The organism is Curtobacterium sp. 18060, from assembly GCF_902706105.1.
In the GTDB taxonomy this organism is placed as follows: Bacteria; Actinomycetota; Actinomycetes; order Actinomycetales; family Microbacteriaceae; genus Curtobacterium.
Genome location: NZ_CACSJV010000018.1, coordinates 51,784 through 70,033, shown reverse-complemented (window position 1 = coordinate 70,033; position 18,250 = coordinate 51,784). Strand labels below are relative to the sequence as shown.

The window sequence follows — 18,250 nt, the reverse complement described above, 5'->3', positions numbered from 1 at the left end:
CGCCACCCCCGCGCGGACCCGCTGCTCGAAGGCCTCGAGCTCGTCCACGACGGCCGGTGCGACCCAGGCACGGTCACGCCGCCGCTCGGTGACCGGACGCAGCACTCCGGCGCGCACGAGGTCTGCGGCTACGGAGCCGGCCAGGTCGTCGTCGACAGGTGCGTCGTCGACACCGGCGAGGAGGTCCTGCAGTCGGGCCTCGGTCAGGACCGGGTCGTCGGAGAGCGCCCGTCCGACGACGGCGTGGGCTCTCGTGGCACACGGACCCGCCATCCGGTCGGCCGCGTGCTCGTCGAGCAGCAGGGCGGTCACGGTCGCCTCGTCGCACACGGTGCCGATGGCGATCGCGACGTCTGTCACGAGGGCGTCCACGACCCCGTCGCGGTACCGCGCGAGGTGCCGGAAGTACCGGCCCCGATCCGCTGCGAGCGCGGTGGCGATCGGCGCGGTCACCGTCGTCGTGACGCCCCGGCGTCGCAGCACGGCGCTGATCAGCGCACGTCCGATCCGGCCGTTGCCGTCGGTGAACGGGTGGATGGACTCGAACTGGGCGTGCCCGATCGCGGCCTGGGCGATCGGGTGCAGGTCCGTCCGGTGCAGGAACGCGAACAGGTCGGCCATGAGGGGCGCGACGAGCTCCGGCGGCGGCGGGACGTACGTCGCCAGCCGCGGGGTGTCACCGCCACCGATCCAGTTCTGGACGCTGCGGTAGCGCCCGGCGTACCGCCCGTCGACCGGGTCGTCGCGCATGAGCAGCCGGTGCGCCTCGAGCAGCGCGGCCTCGGTGATCACACCCGTGTCCGCTGCCGCGACCAACCCCTCGATCGCACCGGCGGCGCGGACGACGACGGTCGCACTCGGGTTCGCGCGGATGCCCACGAGCGCTCGGGCGCAGTCGTCGAGCGACGCGGACTCGTCCTCGATCCGCGACGAGGCGACGGCCTCGGTCCGACCGATCACCGACCCGAGCGGCGCGAGCCGGGAACCGTGGTGGACGTCGAGCGACCGGAGCGCCGCGGCCGCGCGGTCGAGCAGCGCCTCGGTCCGGGCATCGGGCACCCACCGAGCACGAGCGATCCGCGGCGGCAGCGACACGCGGACGGACGTGGTCATCCGGTCGGCGCGGGAACCCCGGCGGGCGCTGCACCACGGACGCTCCGCGCTGCCGTGCACGGGCCATCCGCGGTGCACGAGCACGCCGCCGTGCGCGGTCTGGCCCCCGAGCACGGTCGAGCCGTCGTGGACGTCCGGGGTCTCGTTCCGATGCACCATGCCGGGAGCGTAGGGACCCCCGGACGCCCGACGCCAGGAATTCGTATTTCGCCGGTCCGCGTAGCGTTGGTGGCATGAGCAACTCCTTCGCGATCACCGGTGCCCACGTCGTCCCCGTCTCCGCCCCCGCCTTCGACGGCGGCGCGGTCGTCGTCGAGGACGGCCGCATCACCGCGATCGGCCCGGACGTCACACCGCCCCCGGGGATCACCGTGGTGGACGCCGCCGGTGCGTGGCTCGTCCCCGGGTTCGTCGAGTCGCACGGCCACGTCGGCATCCACGAGGAGGCGAACGGCGAGGCCGGCAACGACACGAACGAGATGACCGGCCCGAACATGGCCGGGGTGCGTGCGATCGACGCGATCGACATCGATGACGAGGGCTTCCGCGACGCGCTCGCCGGGGGCATCACGAGCATCGTCGTGAAGCCGGGGTCCGGCAACCCGATCGGCGGCCAGACCGTCGCCATCAAGACCTGGGGCGGGCGCACCGTCGACGAACAGCTGATCTCGGACTCGGTGAGCATCAAGAGCGCGCTCGGCGAGAACCCGAAGCGGGTGTACGGCGGCAAGGGCCAGACGCCGTCGACGCGCCTGGGCGTCGCGAAGATCATCCGTGACGCCTTCGTCGAGGCCCAGAACTACCGTGCCGCCCGTGACGCCGCCGCCGCGAAGGGTGAGCCGTTCGCGCGTGACCTGACGAAGGAAGCACTCGTCCGGGTCCTCGACGGCGAACTCGTCTGGGACCAGCACACCCACCGCCACGACGACATCGCCACCGCCATCCGGCTGTCCGAGGAGTTCGGCTACCGCCTGGTCGTGAACCACGGCACCGAGGCGCACAAGATCGCCAGCCTGCTCGCCGAGAAGGACATCCCGGTCATCTACGGCCCGCTCTTCACGAGCCGCTCGAAGGTGGAGCTCCGTGACCGAGGGATCCCGAACCTCGCCACCATCGCCGCCGCCGGCGTCCGGGTCGCGATCACCACCGACGCCCCTGTCGTGCCGATCGGCATGCTCGTCGACCAGGCCACCGCCGCGGTGAAGGAGGGCCTGCCCGCACAGACCGCGCTCGAGGCGCTCACCGTCAACCCGGCCGAGTTCCTGGGCTTCGGTGACCGTGTCGGTCGGCTGGCCGTGGGCCACGACGCCGACCTCGTGCTCTGGGACGGCGACCCGCTCGACGCGACCAGTCGCGCGACACGTGTCTGGATCGACGGCCGGCAGGTCTTCGAGTGGGCGGACGGCGTCGGCGTCACCACCCCGCGCTGGTAGCGGGGGAGAGCCGGGAGGCCCGGATCGCGACGTGCCCGCACGTCGCGATCCGGGCCTCCCGTCCGTGGCGCCGGGGGCGCTGGGTGGTGACGGCCGGCGGACCCGGCCGGCTCAGACCTCGCGCGCCAGCAGGAACTCGTTGATGCGGCCCGTCAGGTCCGCGTCGACCGTACGAGCGTCACCGTTCACGGAGCGGATCGGCGCCGCCTGGCGGACGCTCGACACGAGCCAGAGTGCGTCGGCAGCCTGCAGGTCGGCGAGCGTGACGAGTTCGTAAGCGGTCTCGATGCCCTGCTGCTCGGCGAAGCGGAAGACGTCGGCCTGCGTCGTGCCGGCCAGGATCCCGATGTCGGTGCGCGGCGTGACGAGCCGGTCGCCGACCTTCAGGATCAGGTTCGCGCGGGTGCCCTCGAGCACGTAGCCGTCGCTCGACACGAACAGGGCGTCGTCGGCACCGCGCCGGGCGGCCTCGCGCAGGGCAGCCATGTTGACCGCGTACGACAGGGTCTTCGCGCCCTGCAGCAGCCACGGCGAGGTGCGCTCGACGTCGTGTCGGTAGCCGCGGTCCAGCACGACGACGGAGATGCCCTCGGTGCGCGCGGCGGTCGAGTCGACGGACGGCGCGGCGTACACCCAGCCGGTGGGTCGGTCGGTGCCCTCGACGCCACGGGTCAGGACGGTCTTCGCGAAGGCCTCGCGGACCGGGTCGAGCCGGGCGCAGACGGCCTCGATCGCCTGCCGCCAGGCGTCGGGGTCCGGCGCGGGCAGGTCGAGCATCGCGGCGGAGCGGCCGAACCGGTCGAGGTGCGCCTCGAGGGCCTGCGGACGACCGTCGACCACCGTGATCGTCTCGAACACGCCGTCACCCCGGGTGATGCCGAGGTCCTGCACCTGCAGGTGCTCCTCGAGCGGCTTCGCCCAGGTGAAGGCGTCCGCTGCGGGGTCGTGCGGCGCGGCGTCGCGGGAGGGCTGGTTGAGGATCGCGAGCACGGTTTCGGTCATGCGCCCATCCAACCGCACGCGCGTCCGCGCACGTTGTGCGTAGACGCGCTTTGTACGTGCGCGTCAGCTCGCGTCGGGCAGGGCTCCCATGAGCTTCCACACCGCCTGGGTGAGCTCGGGGTGCTGCAGCGCGATCCGGCGCAACCGGTGGTACTCCTCGCCGAGCGCGGTGCCCTGGCCGGACGCGGGGTGCATCGACCACTGGGCGTGCCGCTTGCCGATCGCGGCGTCGAGGTCGACCGCGTCGGCCCGGAGGATGAGCACGACCTGCTCGTCCACCGTGGGGAGCGTCGGCATGAACTCCCACGGGTCCTCGCCCTGACGGCTCCGGTGCTCGACGAGCATCGAGATCTCCTCCGCCGCCTCGGCGCGCAGCACTTCGAGGCTGCGCCCGGTCTTGCGGGGCTCAGCCATGGTGCCCCCGCAGCACGCCTGCCATGGGAAGAGCGTACGACACATCTTCGGCCAGACTGGACGGGTGACCCCGCGCGACGAGAGCAAGTCCCAACACCCCCGAGTGGTCGTCGTCTACCTGCTGCGCGACGGCGCGAGCGGGCCCGAGGTCCTGCTCGGGGAGAAGCGCCGCGGCCTCGGCACCGGCCGGCTGGTCGGCCCGGGCGGGAAGCGGGAGCCCGGTGAGACGGCGGTCGAGACCGCCGTGCGCGAGGTGCGCGAAGAGGTCGGCCTGCGTCTCGAGACGGTCGACCTGGAGGCCCGTGGCACGTTGGACTACCGGTTCCCGTACCGGCCGTCCTGGTCCCAGGTCTCGGACGTCTTCGTGTGCCGCCGCTGGCAGGGCAGCCCGTCGGGCTCCGACGAGCTCGAGCCGCGGTGGATCCCGGTCGCCGACGTCCCCTACGAGGCGATGTGGGACGACGCGAAGTACTGGCTACCGGCGGTGCTCCGTGGGGGTGCGGTGCGTGCACGCTTCACGTTCGCCGACGACGACGCGACGGTCGCGGGCTTCACCGGGACGGGTGTCGAGACGCCCGCGTAGAGCGGATCAGCGGGTCTGCGGATCAGCGGATCAGCGGGTCTGCTGGGTGCGGGTGCTGCCGGTGCGTGCTTCCTCGGCGGCGGCGATGACCTCGGCGTCCCCGCTGCGACCGCCGAGGGGCCGGACGAAGAAGTCGATGATCCCGAACACGATCGCGCCGACCATGGCGAACATCGCCCAGCCGACGAAGAGCCCGGCGGTGTTCCGGCCGTCGGCGGGTGCGAGCACGATGCTCGCGACGTAGAAGCCGACCGTCAGCACGAGGAGCACGACGACGACGGTGACGAGGACGCGGTGCCAGGTGATGCGGGGGTTCATGCCCCCCAGGATACGCGCCGCCGACGCCTCACCGGTCCTCGTGCCGGCACGGACGATGCACGTGCATCATGCGACAGAGCACCCGTCGTTCGACTGGTGCATCGTCGGAACATGCGCACGCAGTCGATGCACGTGCATCATGCGACAGAGCACGCGTCGTTCGACTGGTGCATCGTCGGAACATGCGCACGCAGTCGGTCTGCGCGAGTGGTGCGATCCTCAGGAACGAGCTACCGGTCCGCGTGCCGGCCGTGCGGGAGCTCGTCCCCGGCGTCGACGCGAGCCGACGTGTCGGACCGAGCCGGGGCCCTGGAGCCCTCGGCGCGTGGGACGGCACGTGTGCGTGGTCCGGTCCCCGCGCCTCCCGTGCGCTCCCCGGTCCGCACCACGGGGATGCGGCCGGTGGGGGTGGTCTCGGTCTCGAGGCCGTCGCGGCCGCCGGTGAAGACGTCGCCGCCGACGCGGGCGTCCTCCCAATCGTCGTCACTCAGGACGCTGAGGGTGCCCGTCTCGGTGGACTCGAGGCCGTGGCGCTCGAGCTCGGCGTCGCGCTCCTTGCCGAGGAACTCGCGGTTCGCGGTGTTGGCGTCCTGGAACATCGTCGTCCGCCCCGTGACGATGGCGCGGATGCGTCGGCGCTCCCACCACTTCTTGCCGAAGTACATGAGCACGAGGCCGACCGCGGCGTAGCAGCCCATCGTGATCAGGCCGCGGGCCGGGCCGGGGCCGACGCCGTAGATCTGGTGCTTGATCATGTCGACCATGCTCGACCCGACGACGACGTTGTTGAGCCAGGCGAACGGCTCCGGCATGAACCACTTCGGGTACGCCCCACCGGACGACGGCATCGACAGGAAGACGAAGCAGATCATGGCGGGGGCGGCGATGAACCGGCCGACGAAGTAGCTCAGCCCGTTGACGGCGAGACCGATCGCGACGATCCACCCCCACGCGATGAGCACGAGCTGGATCCAGTGGCCGTGGATGGCGCCGACGACCGGACCGGCGAGGGTGTTCGTGATGAGGGAGATGACGAGGCCGCCGACGACGATGACGGTCATGCGGGTGCGGTGCCGGAGCGGGCCGCCCATGATCCCGATGAACATCGCGACCATGTAGCCGCCGATGCACCAGGCGAGCATGACGTACATCGGGACGGTGCCGTACTCGTCCCACGCGGGCAGGGGAGCGAGCTCGGTGATCTTCGGGGTCGCGACCCCGATCCCGGTCAGGACCGCGGTCAGCGTCGCCGGTACGAGGCTCGCGACCTGGAACTGGTGGGCGCTCGCCTTGAAGAACTCGTTCGTCGCGGGGTCGTACGCGACCGCCATCGAGCCGGCGATGACGTCACGCTTCGCTGCGGCCAGGGAGTCGTAGGTGTGGAACACGAACTCGCCCGGCAAGGCCTTCTGCACCGCAGCGACGAGTGTCGGGTCGCTGCCGACCAGCGCGATCGGGACGTCGTGCGGGTGCGGTGCGTGGAACGCGAAGACGTAGCAGAGGCAGAAGCCGACGATGAAGAACAGCGGCATCCAGAGCTGCAGGCCGATGAGCTGGAGCGAGGGGTGCAACGTCGAGTACCAGCGGCGGTACGCACCGTGCTGCTGCGGTGCCGGCACGGGTGCCTGTCGGCGCGGAGCCGGTCGGGTGGAACCGGCGACCTTCGCGCCGCGACGGGGCTTGGTCCCGCGGGCCGAGGGCCGGGTGCTGCGTGGCTTCGGCGCCGACGTCGGCCGGGACCCTCCGGGACGGTCCGGGGTGTCGTCGTTCCTGTTGACGTCGTTCCGCGGCGTGCTCACTCGGCGCTGTGCTCCTGTTCTCGGACGGAGCGCCAGGATACGCCGAGGCCCTCAGGAGCGGCTGCGTGACGCCTGCGCCGAGTCCATCGCGAGTTCTTCGGCGTCGAGGGTCACGAGCACGCGGCGCATGACCTCTTCGTCGAGGTTGCCCTTCTCGCGCTCCTCGAGCACGATCTCGCGTCGTCGGTCGAGCAGCTCGCGCCGGATGTCCTGGATCTGCGAGCCACGCAGGCGCATCGGGGCGTTGCGCTCCTCGACCTCTTCCTCGAGGGCGTCCTGCCGGAACGTCTCGACCTGCCGCTCGAGCCGTGCCTTCAGCCGGTTCACCACGGAGTCGACGGCGACGGCGCCGTACTGCTTCGACCAGTCCGGCCGTCGCTTCTCGAGCAGCTCGATGGCGGCCTCGGTCGTGCGCTGGTTCAGCCGCATCTCGCTCCGGACGTCCTCTTCGCCCTCGGCCGGGTCCTGCACCTTGAGTGCACGGATGACGAGGGGCAGGGTCAGGCCCTGCAGCAGCAGGGTGCCGACGGTCACGAAGAACGCGATGATGAAGATCGTGTCCTGTGCGGGGATCTGCGTCGGGCTCGCGACCACGGACACCGCGGCGGCGAGGGTCACCACGCCGCGCATGCCGGTCCACGAGATGACGGTGAGCTCGCGCCAGTTGAGCTTCGGCTCGGCCGTCCCGCGCATCCACCGCAGTGACGGGTGGCCCCGGGAGAGCTTGATGCGCAGCGGACGGAGCCATCGCCCGTTGAAGCGGTTGCGCACGTACGACTCGAAGATGAAGAGGGGCCGCACCAGGATCACGACGCCGAGCACCACGGCCGCGGCGGTGAGTGTCTGGCCGAGACTCCGTTCGCTCTCGACCAGGTCCTGCACCACGGTGTTGAGCTGCAGGCCGATCAGGGCGAAGACGAAGCCCTCGAGGATGACGTCGATGCTGGTCCACAGCGGGCGCTCCTGCAGGCGGGTGGCGTAGCCCTCCTTCGGCGAGTTGTAGCCGATGTACAGGCCGGCCGTGACGACCGCGATGACGCCGGAGCCGGAGAGGTCCTCGGCCAGGATGTACGCGACGAAGGGCAGCAGGATGCTCATGATCGTCTCGACCACGGGGTCGTTGAGCCGCATCCGGATCCAGTGCACGACGACGCCGAGCACGATGCCGACGGCCAGGCCGACGCCGATCGCCAGGCCGAAGATGCCGAGGTCCTGCCAGATGGTGAGCGACGTCCCGGCGATGATCAGCGTGAACACGCGCACCAGGGTCAGGGACGCGGCGTCGTTGATCAGGCTCTCGCCGGACAGCACCGTCATCACCCGGCGGGGGAGCCCGAGCTTGCGACCGATCGCGGCGGCGGACACGGCGTCCGGCGGGGCGACGATCGCACCGAGCAGGATCGCCGCGGGCAGGGTCATGTCCGGGATCAGGAAGTACGCCACCGCGCCGACCACGAGTGCCGTCACGATGACCAGGAAGATGCCGAGACGCCGGATCTGCTTGATCGACGTCCGGAAGCTCTGCCACGACACGTCGAGCGCCGCCGAGTAGAGCAGCGGCGGCAGGATCACCGTCAGGATCACCTCGGAGTCGATCTCCATCGCGGGCAGCCCCGGCAGGAACGACGCTGCGAGCGCGACCGCCGTCACGAGCAGGGGAGCGGGGAGTCCCTTCGCCCGTGCGAACCCGGTCACCGCGAGCGATCCGACCAACAGGATGAGGAGCTCGACGGTGTCCATGGGACTCATTCTCGCATCGGCATGGTTCCGAATCTGAACGAGTCTGAAGCTCCGGTGAACAGCAGGTTGCCGATCAGGTTTGCTCCGGAGGCCGTCGATGGGGAACACTGGCCCGCGGTGGACATCACACTCATAGTCGTCCTGGTCATCGCGTTGGCCCTCTTCTTCGACTTCACAAACGGTTTTCACGACACCGCCAACGCGATGGCGACTCCGATCGCGACCGGGGCCATGAAGCCCAAGGTCGCGGTCACGGTCGCCGCGGTGCTCAACCTCGTCGGTGCGTTCCTCAGCACCGCGGTGGCGACCTCGATCTCGCACGGCCTCATCAACGAGGGTCCGGGCGGCGTCGCGATCTCACCGGAGATGATCTTCGCGGGGCTCATCGGAGCGGTCGTGTGGAACATGATCACGTGGCTCCGCGGGCTGCCCTCGTCGTCGTCGCACGCGCTGTTCGGGGGACTGATCGGGGCCGCGATCGTCGGCGCCGGGTTCCAGTCCGTGAACTACGTCGCGCTGCTGACGGTCGTCATCATCCCGGCCTTCGCGTCCCCGGTGATCGCGTCGCTCGTGTCGTTCCTGTCGACACGCATCGCGTACCGGATCACGAAGCGCCCGGTGTTCCCGAACGAGCGCGGTGGCTTCCGTGTCGGGCAGATCTTCACCTCGTCGATGGTGTCGCTCGCCCACGGCACGAACGACGCCCAGAAGACGATGGGTGTCATCACGCTGACGCTGATCGCCTCCGGGGCGCAGTCGTCGAACCAGGGCGTGCAGTTCTGGGTCGTCGTCGCCTGTGCCCTGGCGATCGCGCTCGGCACCTACACGGGTGGGTGGCGCATCATCCGCACGCTCGGGTCCGGCATCACCGAGATCCGGGCCACCCAGGGCTTCGCCGCCGAGGCCTCGACCGCCGCGACGATCCTGGCGTCCAGCCACCTCGGCTTCGCGCTCTCGACCACGCAGGTGTCCTCCGGCTCGATCATCGGCGCCGGGCTCGGCCGCCGCGGCTCGAAGATCCAGTGGTCCACCGCCGGCAAGATCGTCATCGCCTGGTTCATCACGCTGCCCGCCGCCGCAGCCGTGGGCGCGGTGGCATCGGGCATCGCACGTCTGGGCGTCATGGGGCTCGTCATCGACGCCATCGTCGGCGCCGCCGTGATCCTCGGCCTGTACCTGTGGTCGCTCCGGAAGCCGCACGAGGGTGCCTCGGCCATCGAGGTCGACGTCGCCGCGAACGCCGTGTACACCCGCAAGGAACTGCGCGATCTGCAGCGCAAGAAGCGCGCCGACGCCGTCGCGGACCGCCGCGCAGCACTGAGCCGCGAGCGCACGCTCCGCCGCATGGCCGCACGCAAGGGAGGCCGTCGCTGATGGGTATCGCGCTTGACGGACGCCGTTTCGCATTCCTCACGGTGGGAGATCGCTGATGGGTATCGACTGGTTCGCGTTCGTCACCGTGGCGCTCGTCGCCGTGGTCTCGTCGTGCTTCGTCGTCGCCGTGTACTCCGTCGGTCTCCGGTTCTGGAGCGCCGCGGACACCCGCGCGGGCAAGTTCACCGTGAAGGACGACGGCACGATCGGTCCGGCGACCGCCGGGTTCCCGAACCCCGCCGGAGCGACGACCGCGGTGCGTGCCTTCCGTGCGCTCGCGATCCTCTGCTACGCGGTCTGCGGCGCCGTCGTGCTGTACGGCATCTACCTCATCGTCCCCCAGTTCCACTGACGCGGGGCGCGCGCGACGCGCGCTTCGTGAGCAGAAATGGTCGAGTGCCCTCCGGCGACCCGACCATTCCTGCTCACCATCCACGGGCACGCGATCGCTCGCGCCCACCGGACGGGAGGCCCGTGGCGGCCTGGCACCGTGCCTCCCGTCCGGCTGGGTGTGGGCGGCGCTGACGCGACGCGCGCTTCGTGAGCAGGAATGGTCGAGTGCGTTCCGGCGACCCGACCATTCCTGCTCACCATGTGCGCGCTCCCGCCCGGCTCCCGGACCGGCCGGACGGACTGGGCTAGCCTCGACGTGTGACCGGCAACGAAGCAGCACAGGCCCCCACCGGGGCGCAGACCCGTACCGAGAGCGACTCGCTGGGGTCGCGCGAGGTCCCGATCGACGCCTACTGGGGCATCAACACCCTGCGGGCCCTGGAGAACTTCCCGATCACCTCGGTGCCGATCTCGGTGTACCCGGACCTCATCGAGGCGCTCGCCACCGTCAAGCAGGCGGCTGCGCGGGCGAACCGGGCGATCGGGGTCCTCGACGACGAGCGTGCCGACGCCATCGACCGTGCTGCGCAGGAGGTGCGGGACGGCGCCCTGCGTGAGCAGTTCGTCGTCGACATCGTGCAGGGCGGTGCCGGTACGAGCACGAACATGAACACGAACGAGGTCCTGGCGAACCGGGCCCTCGAGCTCCTCGGCCGCGAGCGGGGCGACTACGGGTACCTGCACCCGATCGACCACGTGAACCGCAGCCAGTCGACGAACGACACCTACCCGACGAGCATCAAGATCGCGATGATCTTCTCCGCCCGGCGGCTCATCGAGCAGCTCGAGCAGCTCTCCGCGGCGTTCGCCGAGCGGGGGAACGCCTTCGCCGACGTGCTCAAGGTCGGCCGCACGCAGCTGCAGGACGCCGTGCCGATGACCCTCGGGCAGGAGTTCACCGGCTTCTCGCACACGATCCAGGAGGACGCCGACCTGCTCCGCAAGGTCCTGCCGCTGCTGGCCGAGATGAACCTCGGTGCGACGGCGATCGGCACCGGGATCACGGCGGACCCGCTCTACCGCGACGAGGTCCGCCGGCAGCTGCAGGACGCCAGCGGCATCGACGTCGTGACGGCACCGGACCTGATCGAGGCGACGAGTGACGCCGGCGCCTTCATGACGCTGTCCGGCACGGTGAAGCGCAGTGCCGCGAAGCTCTCGAAGATCTGCAACGACCTGCGGCTGCTCGCGTCGGGGCCGCAGGCGGGACTCGGCGAGATCACCCTGCCGGCGCGCCAGGCAGGCTCGTCGATCATGCCGGGCAAGGTGAACCCGGTGATCCCCGAGGTCGTGAACCAGATCGCGTTCGCCGTGGTCGGCGCTGACACCACCGTGACGATGGCGGCCGAGGGCGGTCAGCTCCAGCTCAACGCGTTCGAGCCGATCATCGCGCACTCGATCCTGCAGTCGCTGCAGTGGATGTCACGGGGCTGTGCGACGTTGCGCGAGCACTGCGTGACGGGCATCGAGGCGAACGAGGCGAAGCTCGCTGCGCAGGTCGACACGAACGTCGGGGTGGTCACGGCCCTGACCCCGTACATCGGCTACGCGGCTGCGGCGTCGATCGCGCACACCGCACTGACCACGTCGACGCCGATCTCGACGCTCGTCGTGGCCGCCGGCCTGATGGACGAGGACCAGGTGCAGCGCGTGCTGAGCCCGGCGCGGCTGTCCGGCATCGAGCTCGCGACCGGTGCGATCCCGGTGGTCACCGAGGAGATGCTGGACCGAGCGGCGCGCGAGCGCTGACGAGCTGGAAGCGCAGGCGCACGAAGCGCAACGAACGAAGCGCAAGCGCGACCCCTCCTCAGGGCATCGGCGCCTCGCCGACGCGTACCTGCTGGGCCACGTCGCGCAGGTGTTCCTGCGCCGGGGTCGGCTCGGCGTCCTCGTCGGCGGCGACCTGGGCCGCGGTGGTCCGGACGTTCCGCGCCGCGGCGATGTCGGCGTCCCGCCAGCGGGCGAGGGTGAAGTTGCGCGTGACGTCGCGCAGCGGCAACCGGATCGACTCGTCGGCCTCGATGCCGGCCAGGAGCTGCCGCATCCGGATCACCTCGGAGTCGAGCTCACCGCCGACCACGAGCACGAAGTTCGAGATGTACAGGTAGACGAGCAGCAGGATCCCGCCGCCGAGCCACCCGTACGCACGGTTCCCGCCGCCGATCGTCTCGACGTAGACGGCGAAGCCGAGGGTCGCGAGCGCCCAGGTGACGATGGCGAACGCGGCACCGGCGGACACCCAGCGCAGCTGCGGCGTCTTCACGTTCGGGGTCGCGTAGTACAGGACCGCGACCATCACGACCAGGTCGGCGGCGAGCACGGGCCACTTCACGACGTTCCACACGTCGTCGATCCACGGTGGCCACCCGAACGACGCGACGATCGCCGCCGAGATCGTCGGGGTGCCGAGCAGGATCACGATCGCGATCGCCCCGCCCGCCATCACGAGCAGGGTCACGAGGAGCATCATGCTGCGGAACTTCCAGATCCGCCGACCCTCCTCGACCTCGTACGAGGTGTTCATCGCCCGCCCGAACGCCGTCGCGTACCCGGACAGCGACCACAGCGTCAGCACGACGCCGGTCGCGAAGCCGAGCCACGGGTTGTCGAGGGTCAGCAGCTGGCGCAGCGGGGTCTCGAGGTGCTCGGCCGTCTCCGGGCGCAGGATGAACCCGAGCACACGGATGATGTCGGCCAGGCTGTCGCCCTTGCGGTCGACGATCGACAGTGCGGAGACCACGGTCAGCGCGGTGGGGAACACGGTCAGCAGCGCGAAGAACGTCAGCGACGCCGCTGCGTCGACGACGCGGTGCCGGATGACCGAGTGGTAGGTGCGCCGGACGACGGTGCGGACTCCCGTCCGCTGGAGATCGCGCGATGCGCTGTCCGGCATGCGTTGTACGGTACCCGACACGTGACGGCCTGGAGGCCCGTGGCGGCGCCGCCACGCGCCTCCAGGCCGTCCCGTGGTCGCGTCCGGTGGCCGCTGCCGAGTCTCGGGCTGAGCGACAGATCGCGCGCTGCGCGCCCCGAGGACTGTCGCTGGGGCCGAGTCTCGGCGCAGCGGCCCCGAGTCTCGGGCGTCAGTTGGCGTGGGGGTGCAGGGCGTCGTAGCGGCGGAAGGAGGGGACGAGGCGGAGGAGCAGTGCGACGAGCGCCACGATGAGCACGCCGCCGATGATCGGCGGGTACGCGATGCCGGCCGCGACGACCAGACCCGCGTAGAGGTCGCCGAGCCGCGGGCCTCCTGTGACGACCACGATGAAGATGCCCTGCAGCCGGCCGCGCATGCCGTCCGGCGACGCCGCCTGCAGGATCGTGTTCCGGAACACCGAGCTGACGTTGTCCGCACCGCCGGCCGCCGCCAGGAACAGGGCCGCGAGGCCGAGCGCGGGCAGGATCCCGACCGAGAACGACTCGCCCGAGCGTCCGCCGAGCACGTGCGCGAGCGCGATGACGACGCCGAACGCCGCGATCGCTGCGCCGTACGCGGTGATGGCCCAACCGACCGCCTCGCCCTGGCGGCGCACGTGCCCGAGCGGTCCGGAGAAGACGCTCGACAGCAGTGCGCCGATCGCGTAGGCGGCCGTGAGGGTGCCCACGGTGATCGATCCGCCGCCGATGACGAGTGCCCCGATCGCGGGGAACAGGACGCGGGGCTGGCCGAACGTCATCGCGACGATGTCGAGCACGAACGTCATGGTGATGTTGCGCGACCTCCGCAGGAACCGCGCGCCCTCGACCAGGGAGCTCAGGCCCGGGCGGAGGGCACCGTGGTCCGCCGCCATCCGCGGCAGCGTGAACACCCCGAGGAACGCGAAGGTGAACAGCACGACGTCGATCGTGTAGGTCGGCGCGAACCCGACGCTCGCGATCAGGACACCGGCGACGGCCGGTCCGACGGTGACCTGGAACCCCGAGGCGATCCCGCCCAGGGCGCTCGCCGCGGGCAGCAGGTCGGTACCGACGAGTCGCGGGACGATCGCCGAGCGCGACGCGTTGCTGACGGTCGCTGCGACGGCGTTCACGGTCGCCAGGACGTAGAGCAGTGGGACGCTGTGCAGCCCGAGCCACGAGTGGGTGGCGATGAGGGCGACCGCGACCCAGGCGATGATCGACGACACGAGTGCGACGGTGCGCCGGTCGAAGGCGTCGGCGAGCATGCCGCCGTACAGGCCGGCGACCACCATCGGCAGCAGGGCGATGACCCCCACGAGCGCCACCGCGAAGGTGGAGTGCGTGATCTCGTACACCTCGAGCCCGACCGCCACCGTGGTCATCTGCGTGCCGATCCCGGCGATCGCGGTGCCCGCCCAGAGCCGGGCGAAGGCGGGGGATCGGCGGAGCGGGGTGAGGTCGGCGAGCAGGCGGCGGCGCGGCGGTGCGGGAGTGGGTCGTGTCACGGTGGAACCATTCTGCGGCCTGGGTGGCCGTTGCGTCTGCCGTTGCCGCGCTCTGGTTGACTGGATCGCATGACTGACCTCAACAGCAAGCCCGAGTTCGACGCGCCCGAGGGCCCGGCCCCCACCGATCTCGTCATCACCGACATCGTCGAGGGCTCCGGCGAGGAAGCGTCCGCCGGCTCGACCGTCAAGGTGCACTACGCCGGCGTCGAGTACGAGACCGGCGAGGAGTTCGACAGCTCGTGGAACCGCGGTGAGCCCATCGACTTCCCGCTCGCAGCGCTCGTGCGCGGCTGGCAGGAGGGCATCCCCGGCATGAAGGTCGGCGGTCGCCGCAAGCTCGTCGTCCCGCCGGAGCTCGCCTACGGTCCCGCCGGTGGCGGCCACTTCCTGTCCGGCAAGACCCTGATCTTCGTGATCGACCTGCTCGGGGTGCGCTGATGCAGGTCGGTGCCCCGACCATCGAGCTGAACGACGGCCACCGGTTCCCGGAGCTCGGCCTCGGCACCTACGGCCTGAACGGCGACGAGGGTGCGGCCGCGGTCGGCACCGCGATCGCGAGCGGCTACCGGCTGCTCGACACGGCGCTGAACTACGGCAACGAGGACGCCGTCGGCCGTGCCGTCCGCGAGTCCGAGGTGGCACGCGAGGACCTCGTCGTCACGTCGAAGCTCCCCGGCCGCCACCACGGCTACGACGAGGCGCACCGCTCGATCGACGAGACCCTGGGCAACCTCGGGCTCGACCACGTCGACCTGTACCTGATCCACTGGCCGAACCCGTCGGTGGACAAGTTCGTCGAGACGTGGAAGGCGTTCGTCGACCTGCGCGACAGCGGCAAGGTCCGCTCGATCGGCGTCTCGAACTTCACCCCGGAGCACCTGCGTCGCATCATCGACGCGACCGGTGTCGCCCCGGCCGTGAACCAGGTCGAGCTGCACCCGTACTTCCCGCAGGCAGAACTGCGGAAGGTGCACCAGGAGCTCGGCATCGTGACCGAGAGCTGGAGCCCGCTCGCCGTCCGGTCGGAGCTCCTCACCGAGCAGCCGATCACCGACGCCGCAGCGGCCCACGGTGTGACCCCCGGCCAGGTCGTCCTGCGGTGGCACGTCCAGCTCGGTGCCGTGCCGGTGCCGAAGTCGGCCGACGCCACCCGGCAGCGCGAGAACCTCGACGTGTTCGGCTTCGAGCTGACCGACGCCGAGGTGCAGGCCATCTCCGGCCTCGAGCGCGGCCGGCTGTGGGACGCAGACCCGGACACGCACGAAGAGATGTGACCGACGACCCTTCGGGAACTGCGGGCCTCCAGCGGGCAGTACACTGGATTCCCCTCTTCCCGAAGGGTTGCGTGTGTCCGAACCGACCGAGATCGACCGCGAGCGCGGCTACGTGGACGGCCTCTTCCGCCGTCTCGACGAGCTGACCGCCGAGGCCGAGCAGCGTCTCGCCGAGACCCGTCGTCAGGCGGTCGGCGGGAACCACCAGAGCCGCAGCGAGCGCGATGCGTACGCGCGACTCTACGAAGACACCGTGGCGACCCTGGAGCGCGTGGGGGACCGTCTGGTCTTCGGCCGGCTCGAGGTCTCCGAGCCCGACAGCTCCGAGGACGCCTTCCGGTACATCGGCCGGGTGGGGCTCCGCGACGCCGACCACCGCCCGCTGCTGCTCGACTGGCGTGTGCCCGGTGCCAGCGCGTTCTACCAGGCCACCGCGGCGTACCCGATGGGGATGCGCTCGCGTCGCCACCTGTCGCTCGAGGGCCGCCGGGTCGTCGGCGTCGAGGACGAGGTGTTCGACGCCTCGCTCTACGACGACGAGCGCACCCACCTGCAGGGCGAGGGGGCGCTGCTGGCCGCCGTGACCGCCGAGCGCACCGGCCGGATGACCGACATCGTCGCCACCATCCAGGGCGAGCAGGACCGCATCATCCGTTCCCCGCTCGAGGGCGTGCTGATCGTGCAGGGCGGCCCCGGCACCGGCAAGACCGCCGTGGCGCTGCACCGTGCCGCGTACCTGCTGTACTCGTACCGCGAGCGGCTGCGGGGTTCCGGCGTCCTGATGGTCGGCCCGTCGCCGGCGTTCCTGACGTACATCGAACAGGTCCTGCCGTCGCTCGGTGAGACCGGCGTCGTGATGGCCTCGCTCGGTTCGCTCTACCCGGGGGTGCACGCGACGACGCACGACTCCCGCGACGTCGCCGCCGTGAAGGGCTCCGCGCAGACGGCCGCACTCCTGCGCCGCGCCGTGCGCTCCCGCCAGGTGGTGCCGACCGAGTCGGTCACGCTCGACATCGAGGGCGAGCGGCTCGTCGTGACGCCGCAGCTCGTGGCCGACGCGATGAAGCGCGCCCAGGACCGCGGCAAGCCCCACAACGCCGCGCGCGTGACGTTCAACAAGCTCGCGCTCGACGCGATGACCCGGCTGCTCGCCGAACAGCTGCGCGAGCGCGGCACGACGGTCGACGAGGCCGACGAGAAGGTCCTGCGCGAGGACATCCGGAGCTCCTACGACGCCCGCGTGCTGCTCAACACCGCGTGGCTGCCGCTGCCCCCGGAGAAGTTCCTCGAGGACCTGTACGCCCGTCCGAACTGGCTCGCCTCGCTGACCCCGGACTGGACCCCGGAACGCCGTGCCCTGCTGCAGCGCGCACGCGGTGCTGCCTGGACGGTCGAGGACGTCCCCCTGCTCGACGAGGCCGCCGAACTGCTCGGCCCGTTCGACCCGACCGGCGGCGCCGCCAAGCGCGCGGCGAAGGCCAGCCGCAACCGTGACATCGAGAACGCGCGGCAGGCGATCGAGAACATGGGCGTCGAGGGCATCGTCACCGCCGAGCAGGTCGCCGGCTCGTTCGCCGAGGGCGGCGACCCCCGCTCGACCGCGGAGCGCGCCGCCGACGACCGCGAGTGGACCTACGGGCACATCGTGGTCGACGAGGCGCAGGAGCTCTCGCCGATGCAGTGGCGCGTGCTCGCACGCCGCAACCCGCTGCGCTCCTTCACGATCGTCGGCGACATGGCGCAGGGCTCCTCGCCCGGGGCCGCGCGCACCTGGGACGACGTGCTCGGCGCGCTCGCCCGCCGGCGCCGTGGCCGGGCACCGCTCATGCCGCTCGACCACCGCATCGAGCAGCTCACCGTGAACTACCGCACCCCGCGGTCGATCGTCGAGGCCGCCGGCGTCTTCGCCGACGGTGCCGGCCTGACCGTCACCCGCAACGAGGCCGTGCGCGACGGCGACCCCGTCGAGCGCGTCCGCGTCGCCCGTGCCGACCTGCTCGACACGGTCGTGTCGGTCGCCGACGCCGAACGGTCGCGGATCGGTGCCGGCACCATCGGCGTGATCGTCGCCGAGTCCGAGGTCGACGCCGTCCGGCAGCGGCTCACGCGCACCGAGGCCGACGTGCGCGGGCTCGCCTCGCCGCACGCCGGGTCGCTCACGGTGTTGACCGGGGCGGACGCCAAGGGCCTCGAGTTCGACGGCGTGCTGCTCGTCGACCCCGACCGGGTCGGCGCCGACGCTGCGCGCCCGGCGGCCGCGGTCTACGTCGCGATGACCCGTCCGACGCGGCGCCTGACGGTCATCGACGTCGACTGAGGGGTCGCGTTCGCGCATCGCGCGCGGCCACTTCGTGAGCAGAAATGGTCGAGTTCGCCGCGCGGAGGCGACCATTCCTGCTCA

At 71.1% G+C, this 18,250-nt stretch carries 16 protein-coding genes; 8 read left to right on the top strand and 8 right to left on the bottom strand.

Features of this window, described 5'->3' with window-relative positions:
- On the bottom strand, positions 1-1,272 hold a 1,272-nt coding region (locus GVL05_RS10680), incomplete at its 3' end, for a Fic family protein (RefSeq protein WP_159573129.1).
- Positions 1,273-1,346: 74 nt separating this feature from the next.
- Between GVL05_RS10680 and GVL05_RS10675 the strand changes: the two genes are divergently transcribed.
- Entirely contained in the window at positions 1,347-2,546 is a 1,200-nt protein-coding gene (locus tag GVL05_RS10675) for an amidohydrolase (protein WP_111084558.1), read from the top strand.
- A 111-nt stretch (positions 2,547-2,657) separates the two neighbouring features.
- Here GVL05_RS10675 and GVL05_RS10670 read toward each other — a convergent pair whose 3' ends face one another.
- Positions 2,658-3,548 carry an aminodeoxychorismate lyase gene (locus tag GVL05_RS10670; RefSeq protein WP_159573128.1) on the bottom strand — a complete coding sequence of 297 codons (891 nt, stop codon included), beginning with the start codon at positions 3,546-3,548 and terminating at the stop codon, positions 2,658-2,660.
- A gap of 63 nt (positions 3,549-3,611) precedes the next feature.
- Positions 3,612-3,962, bottom strand: a complete 351-nt coding sequence (locus tag GVL05_RS10665) for a tryptophan synthase subunit alpha (RefSeq protein ID WP_131845467.1) — start codon at positions 3,960-3,962, stop codon at positions 3,612-3,614.
- A gap of 64 nt (positions 3,963-4,026) precedes the next feature.
- Here GVL05_RS10665 and GVL05_RS10660 point away from each other — a divergent pair, with 64 nt between their 5' ends.
- A complete protein-coding gene (locus GVL05_RS10660; protein WP_159573127.1) occupies positions 4,027-4,545 on the top strand; it encodes an 8-oxo-dGTP diphosphatase in 519 nt (172 codons plus the stop codon).
- 30 nt (positions 4,546-4,575) lie between these two features.
- On the opposite strand, the gene GVL05_RS10655 is transcribed toward GVL05_RS10660, so the two are convergent.
- The 3 genes from GVL05_RS10655 to GVL05_RS10645 form a co-directional block, all read right to left on the bottom strand.
- Positions 4,576-4,863 carry a hypothetical protein gene (locus tag GVL05_RS10655; RefSeq protein ID WP_111084562.1) on the bottom strand — a complete coding sequence of 96 codons (288 nt, stop codon included), beginning with the start codon at positions 4,861-4,863 and terminating at the stop codon, positions 4,576-4,578.
- Positions 4,864-5,093: 230 nt separating this feature from the next.
- Entirely contained in the window at positions 5,094-6,662 is a 1,569-nt protein-coding gene (locus GVL05_RS10650; protein WP_159573126.1) for an ABC transporter permease, read from the bottom strand.
- 51 nt (positions 6,663-6,713) lie between these two features.
- Positions 6,714-8,402, bottom strand: coding sequence for a sodium:proton antiporter (locus tag GVL05_RS10645; protein WP_159573125.1), 1,689 nt, complete (start codon positions 8,400-8,402; stop codon positions 6,714-6,716).
- Positions 8,403-8,519: 117 nt separating this feature from the next.
- Here GVL05_RS10645 and GVL05_RS10640 point away from each other — a divergent pair, with 117 nt between their 5' ends.
- The 3 genes from GVL05_RS10640 to GVL05_RS10630 all read left to right on the top strand — a co-directional run bounded on the left by GVL05_RS10640 (position 8,520) and on the right by GVL05_RS10630 (position 11,918).
- Positions 8,520-9,776 (top strand): inorganic phosphate transporter, encoded by a 1,257-nt coding sequence (locus tag GVL05_RS10640; protein ID WP_123938824.1) that lies wholly within the window; start codon positions 8,520-8,522, stop codon positions 9,774-9,776.
- A gap of 55 nt (positions 9,777-9,831) precedes the next feature.
- Positions 9,832-10,128: a hypothetical protein gene (locus GVL05_RS10635; protein ID WP_123293936.1), complete on the top strand. Its 297-nt coding sequence runs from the start codon at positions 9,832-9,834 to the stop codon at positions 10,126-10,128.
- 299 nt (positions 10,129-10,427) lie between these two features.
- On the top strand, positions 10,428-11,918 hold the full coding sequence (locus tag GVL05_RS10630; RefSeq protein WP_132099682.1) for an aspartate ammonia-lyase: 1,491 nt from the start codon (positions 10,428-10,430) through the stop codon (positions 11,916-11,918).
- Between the two features lie 58 nt (positions 11,919-11,976).
- Here GVL05_RS10630 and GVL05_RS10625 read toward each other — a convergent pair whose 3' ends face one another.
- The gene (locus GVL05_RS10625) at positions 11,977-13,062 is read right to left on the bottom strand and encodes a YihY/virulence factor BrkB family protein (RefSeq protein WP_159573124.1); all 1,086 of its coding nucleotides are present in this window, start codon (positions 13,060-13,062) and stop codon (positions 11,977-11,979) included.
- A 190-nt stretch (positions 13,063-13,252) separates the two neighbouring features.
- Complete coding sequence (locus GVL05_RS10620) at positions 13,253-14,572, bottom strand: MFS transporter (RefSeq protein WP_123293933.1); 1,320 nt, start codon at positions 14,570-14,572, stop codon at positions 13,253-13,255.
- Between the two features lie 69 nt (positions 14,573-14,641).
- On the opposite strand from GVL05_RS10620, the gene GVL05_RS10615 reads away from it, so the two are divergent.
- From GVL05_RS10615 to GVL05_RS10605, 3 genes are all read left to right on the top strand, one after another.
- Positions 14,642-15,013 (top strand): FKBP-type peptidyl-prolyl cis-trans isomerase, encoded by a 372-nt coding sequence (locus tag GVL05_RS10615; protein ID WP_123293932.1) that lies wholly within the window; start codon positions 14,642-14,644, stop codon positions 15,011-15,013.
- The gene (locus GVL05_RS10610; RefSeq protein ID WP_134194182.1) at positions 15,013-15,849 is read left to right on the top strand and encodes an aldo/keto reductase; all 837 of its coding nucleotides are present in this window, start codon (positions 15,013-15,015) and stop codon (positions 15,847-15,849) included. The genes GVL05_RS10615 and GVL05_RS10610 overlap by 1 nt, the downstream gene beginning before the upstream one ends.
- Positions 15,850-15,922: 73 nt before the next feature.
- Positions 15,923-18,166, top strand: a complete 2,244-nt coding sequence (locus GVL05_RS10605) for an AAA family ATPase (protein ID WP_235035935.1) — start codon at positions 15,923-15,925, stop codon at positions 18,164-18,166.
- Positions 18,167-18,250 lie beyond the last annotated feature (84 nt).